At 63.6% G+C, this 4,834-nt stretch carries 4 protein-coding genes and 1 pseudogene; 4 read left to right on the forward strand and 1 reads right to left on the reverse strand.

From position 1 onward, the window contains the following. The coding region (locus tag ACYVDE_RS14600; RefSeq protein ID WP_460502279.1) for a thiamine pyrophosphate-dependent dehydrogenase E1 component subunit alpha at positions 1–1,263 on the reverse strand (1,263 nt) is incomplete at its 3' end. Positions 1,264–1,523: 260 nt separating this feature from the next. On the opposite strand from ACYVDE_RS14600, the gene ACYVDE_RS14605 reads away from it, so the two are divergent. The 4 genes and pseudogenes from ACYVDE_RS14605 to ACYVDE_RS14620 form a co-directional block, all read left to right on the forward strand. Beyond that, on the forward strand, positions 1,524–2,294 hold the full coding sequence (locus ACYVDE_RS14605; protein WP_460502280.1) for a DUF1573 domain-containing protein: 771 nt from the start codon (positions 1,524–1,526) through the stop codon (positions 2,292–2,294). Positions 2,295–2,446: 152 nt separating this feature from the next. Further along, complete coding sequence (locus tag ACYVDE_RS14610; protein ID WP_460502281.1) at positions 2,447–2,971, forward strand: VOC family protein; 525 nt, start codon at positions 2,447–2,449, stop codon at positions 2,969–2,971. Between the two features lie 142 nt (positions 2,972–3,113). Then, a complete protein-coding gene (ald, locus tag ACYVDE_RS14615; protein ID WP_460502282.1) occupies positions 3,114–4,241 on the forward strand; it encodes an alanine dehydrogenase in 1,128 nt (375 codons plus the stop codon). 101 nt (positions 4,242–4,342) lie between these two features. After that, a pseudogene (locus ACYVDE_RS14620) lies at positions 4,343–4,834 on the forward strand (hypothetical protein); the annotation flags it as partial.

Raw genomic sequence — 4,834 nt, forward strand, 5'->3', positions numbered from 1 at the left:
GCGCTTCTCGTGGCGCAGGTAGCGCAGGGCGCGGCGCAGCGTGCGCACCACATCGGCCCGGATGGGCGTGGGGTTGGCCCGCAGCTGCTCTACAAGGTCGTGCATGGAGTTTTCGTTGCCGGTGGCCGCCACCAGCTTATCCAGCATGGCCACGGCTTCGTCGCGCTCGGCCTTGATGGGGTTGAAGAAGGCGGCCCAAGCGGCCGTGCGGGCCGTTTTGATAACGGCGGCGGCGTTCTTCTCAATCTCGTCGAGCTCCAGCTCGGTGGCATGGCCCTCGGCCAGCAGCCACTCGCGCAGCTTGTGCAGGCAGTCGTGGTCTTCCTCCCAGGTCAGGCGGTCCTTACTCTTGTAGCGCTCGTGCGAGCCGCTGGTGCTGTGGCCCTGCGGCTGCGTGAGCTCCGTGACGTGGATGAGCACGGGCACGTGCTGCTCGCGGCACACGGCGGCGGCGCGCTGGTAGGTATCCACCAAGCCGGCGTAGTCCCAGCCGCGCACCACGTAAATCTCGAAGCCCGACTGGCCCTCGCCCTCGCGCTGCAGGCCCATCATAATCTCGCTGATGCTCTGCTTGGTAGTCTGATATTCAGCCGGCACCGAGATGCCGTAGTGGTCGTCCCACACGCTCATCAGCATGGGTACCTGGAGCACGCCGGCCGCGTTCAGGGCCTCGAAAAACATGCCCTCCGAGGTGCTGGCGTTGCCAATGGTGCCGAAGGCCACCTCGTTACCGTTCACCGACAGCGTGTCGAACTGGTGCAGCTCGGGGTTCTGGCGGAACAACTTGGAGGCGTAGGCCAGGCCCAGTAGGCGCGGCATCTGACCGGCGGTGGGCGAAATATCGGCCGAGGAGTTTTTGGTGTGGGCGAGGTCGCGCAGGTTGCCGTCTTCGTCGAGCATGCGGGTGGCGAAGTGGCCGTTCATGGCGCGGCCGGCGGTGGCGGGCTCGGCCTCCACGTCGGGGTTGGCGTAGAGCTGCGCGAAGTATTGCTCCCAGGTGAGCTGGCCGATGGCCACCATAAAGGTCTGGTCGCGATAGTACCCGGCGCGGAAGTCGCCGTTCTGGAAGGCGCGGGCCATGGCCAGCTGCGGCACTTCCTTGCCATCGCCGAAGATGCCAAACTTGGCTTTGCCCATGAATACCTCCTTGCGGCCGGCCAGCGAGGCATGCCGGCTTTCCCACGCCAAGCGGTAATCGGTCAGAAAATCGGCCCGGGTGAGGGGCGCGGCCTGCGAGGGCACAACGGTTTCGGCAGCGGACATAAATACGGGCTAAAGGCGGGGTGGGAATTTTGAATAGAGTGGGTGCGGGTCGGAACCCGGCGGCAAAAATACGGAATCGGGGCCGGGTAGGTGGCACCGGGGCTTTGGCCGTATATTTGGGCATGGAATGAAGCGGCTGGCCGGCCGGAATATTTCGCCCGGCTTACGGCTTCAATTCACTTAGTTAGTTGCGCCACCGCGCCGCACCGTCGGCCTGATTCAGCGCTGGATTTGCCCAAAACGCCCGTCGATTTTTCGTTATGAAGAAGCTTTTTACCCTTTGCCTGCTGCTGCTGGCCGGTGCTGCCCACGCCCAGGGCGTAATGCAGTTCACCGCCGATAACCACGATTTCGGCAACGTGCCCGAGGGCACCATGGCCACCTACGAGTTCAAGTTCAAGAACACCGGCAACCAGCCCATCGTTATTGCCAACGTGCAGGCCAGCTGCGGCTGCACCACCCCCGACTGGACCAAAACGCCCGTGCTGCCCGGCAAAATGGGCGTCATCAAGGCCATGTACAACAGCGCCGGCCGCCCCGGTGTGTTCAACAAAACCGTGACGGTGACCAGCAACGCCAGCGAGCCCAGCAAGGTACTCAGCATTAAAGGCTCGGTGCTGACGAAAGACCAGATTAAGCCCACCCTCACGCCGGCCCAGCTGGCCACCTCGCCCCACCTGGTGCTCGACCGCAGCAGCCATGATTTCGGCAAGATGGAGGCCGGGCAGCAGCCGGTGGCGCGCTTCACGGTGCGCAACACGGGCAAAACCGAGCTGGTATTCGGGGCCCTGTCGTCGGGCTGCTACTGCGTGGGCTACAAAACCAACCCCGCCCCGCTGGCCCCGGGTCAGAGCGAAGTTATTGAGCTGCTCTACACCCAGCGCCAGCTCGGGCAGGTGAGCGACGCCGTCACCATCACCTCGAACGACGTGAGCGGCGACGCCAAAATCACGCTCAAGGCCACCATCGTGCGCGACCTCACCGGCACCAGTATGATGAAGGAAGGCGCCACGAACGTGCCGTTTAAGTAAGGACTGTAGATTTTAACGGATTTGACGGATTACGCAGATTCGGACGAATTCCTGAATGTTACCCGAAAGCCCTGCCACTTTGGCGGGGCTTTTTTGTGGAACAATTATTGAAATCGTGTTGGTACATTAATTTCGCTTCAATATCCCTTTTTATGGAAAATACGAGCAACAGTCCGGCGGCCGTGCCGGCCGAGAATTACGTGGTGCCAGCGCAAACGCGTATTGGCCACGTGCATCTGCAAGTAACTGACCTGGACAAGGCCCTGGGCTTCTACTGCGGCGTACTGGGCTTCCAGCTGATGCAGCGGTTTGGGCCGCAGGCGGCGTTTATTTCGGCCGGCGGCTACCACCACCACATCGGGTTGAACACCTGGAACAGCCTGGGCGGGCCGCGCGCCCGCAAGCACGGGGCGGGGCTCTACCACACGGCTATTCTCTACGCCACGCGGGCTGAGCTGGCGGGCGCGCTGAAGCAGTTGGTGGCGGCCGACTACCCCATCACCGGCGCGGCCGACCACGGCGTGTCGGAAGCCATTTACCTCGACGACCCCGACGGCAACGGCGTGGAGCTGTACTGGGACCGGCCCCGCGCCGAGTGGCCGATGAGCGCCGACGGGCAGGTGCAGATGTACACCCGCGCCCTCGATTTGAACGCCCTGCTGGCCGAGGCGGAGTAGTGCGGTGGCATGCGGCGTTGGCCAGCGGCTGAAAGTTGCGACTGAACCAAAATTCCGCACCAGTGGTAGTAGCCCCGCCGCCTATCTTTGCGGCTCGAAAGCTTACCCTCTCCCCTCACCCCTACTTTTCCCACCTTCGCTCATGATTATTGGCGTTCCTAAGGAGATTAAAAACAACGAAAACCGCGTGGGCCTCACGCCCGCCGGCGTAGCCGAACTGCGCAAGCACGGCCACACCCTGCTGGTGCAGCACACGGCCGGCGAAGGCTCGGGCTTCTCGGATGAGGAGTACAAGACGGCGGGTGCCACTATTCTCGACACCATTGCCGACGTGTACGGCCAGGCCGAGATGATTATTAAGGTAAAGGAGCCGATTGCCGAAGAGTATCCGCTCATCAAGGAGAACCAGCTGCTGTTCACCTACTTCCACTTCGCCAGCGGCGAGGAGCTGACGCACGCCATGATTGAGCGCAAGGCCATTTGCCTGGCCTACGAGACGGTAGAGCTCAGCAACCGCGCCCTGCCCCTGCTCATCCCGATGAGCGAAGTGGCCGGCCGCATGGCCCCGCAGGAGGGTGCCAAGTACCTGGAGAAACCCCTGAAAGGCCGCGGCATTCTGCTGGGCGGCGTGCCCGGCGTGAAGCCCGCCAACGTGCTGGTGCTGGGCGGCGGCATCGTGGGCACGCAGGCCGCGAAGGTGGCCGCCGGCCTCGGCGCGCAGGTAACCATCATGGACATCAGCCTGAGCCGTCTGCGCGAGCTCGACGACATCATGCCCAAGAACGTCATCACGCAGTATTCCAACGAGTACAACATCCGTGAGGCCATCAAAACGGCCGACCTGATTGTGGGCGCGGTGCTGATTCCCGGCGCGAAAGCCCCGCACCTCATCACCCGCGACATGCTAAAAACCATGCGCCCCGGCACCGTGGTGGTCGACGTGGCCGTGGACCAGGGCGGCTGCATCGAAACCTGCCACCCCACCACCCACGAAAACCCGACCTTCATCATCGACGACGTGGTGCACTACTGCGTGGCCAACATGCCCGGCGCGGTGCCCTACACCAGCACCCTGGCCCTGACCAACGCCACCCTGCCCTACGCCGTGAAGCTGGCCAACCAGGGCTGGCAGGAAGCCTGCCGCCGGGACGAGGCCCTGCGCCTCGGCCTGAACGTGGTGCACGGCGAAGTGGTGTACAAAGGCGTGGCCGACGCCTGGGGCCTGCCCCTGACCAGCGTGGACAGCGTGCTGGAGCTGGCGACCGTTTGAGTTAACATTTCAGCGTTATGAGTTAAAAGCCTTCCCGACCACGCGTCGGGGAGGCTTTGCTTTGTTACCGCCGGCTCTCACTTATTAACTCTTCACTACCCTTGCTTCCCTCTCCCGCCATTCGCCTGCTGCTGCGCCGCTTTGCCCTGCTGCTGGGCGTGTATTCGCTGCTGCGGCTGGGCTTTTTGCTGCTGAACCCGGCCACGTTTCGGGGTATTGCGCCGGGCGCGGTGGCGCTGGCATTTTGGCTTGGGCTGCGGTTCGATGTATCGGCGCTGCTGTGGCTGAACCTGCCGCTGGTGCTGCTGTCGCTGCTGGTGCCGGTGCGGGCGCAGCGGGGGCAGCAGTGGCTGCGCGGGCTGCTGGTGGCGCTAAACCTGCCGGGCATTCTGCTCAATATCATCGACTGGGAGTATTTCAAATTCATCGGGCGGCGGCTGAGCAACGAGTGGCACACCATTGGAGCCGACATTGCCCGGCAGGCCGGCCAGATTGGGCTGCACTACTGGTACCTGGCCCTGCCCCTGGCCGGGCTGGCGTACGGCCTCTGGAAGCTCTGCCCCATGCCCACGCGGGCCGAGCTGGCGGCCCCG

It is taken from the genome of Hymenobacter agri, assembly GCF_054778495.1.

Bases quoted from the DNA above. Each gene is read 5' to 3' on its own strand.
- ACYVDE_RS14605 (WP_460502280.1), top strand. From the start codon at position 1,524: ATGAAGAAGCTTTTTACCCTTTGCCTGCTGCTGCTGGCCGGTGCTGCC.
- ald (WP_460502282.1), top strand. From the start codon at position 3,114: ATGATTATTGGCGTTCCTAAGGAGATTAAAAACAACGAAAACCGCGTG.
- ACYVDE_RS14610 (WP_460502281.1), top strand. From the start codon at position 2,447: ATGGAAAATACGAGCAACAGTCCGGCGGCCGTGCCGGCCGAGAATTAC.